The sequence below is a fragment of the Oceanospirillum sediminis genome (genome assembly GCF_014164585.1).
In the GTDB taxonomy this organism is placed as follows: Bacteria; Pseudomonadota; Gammaproteobacteria; order Pseudomonadales; family Halomonadaceae; genus Oceanospirillum; species Oceanospirillum sediminis.
This window is the reverse complement of sequence record NZ_JACJFM010000343.1, coordinates 1-311: the sequence shown is the minus strand read 5'-3', so window position 1 is coordinate 311 and position 311 is coordinate 1. Positions and strand designations below refer to the sequence as shown.

1 pseudogene is annotated in these 311 nt (G+C 47.6%); it reads right to left on the bottom strand.

Features of this window, described 5'->3' with window-relative positions:
- Nucleotides 1–298 (bottom strand): annotated as a pseudogene (locus H4O21_RS28875) (hypothetical protein); the annotation flags it as partial.
- Between the last annotated feature and the right edge of the window lie 13 nt (nucleotides 299–311).

Here is a 311-nt window from a genome sequence, read left to right as displayed (position 1 = left end):
CGATGTACCAAGTTTGACCAGGGAACTCGTTAGGATCGTTATCATCACAATCATCTGCAGTAGGCGCTGTTAAGCTGTAGCCTACAGGTTGCTCACAAGCCGTTACCGAAGTCACACTACCGAAGTAGGTATCAGAATCATTATCCACCCCGATGTACCATGTTTGACCAGGGAACTCGTTAGGATCGTTATCATCACAGTCATCTGCAGTAGGCGCCGTAAGCGAATACCCAACAGGTTGCTCACAAGCCGTTACTGAAGTGACACTACCGAAGTAGGTATCAGAATCATTATCCACCCCGATGTACCAA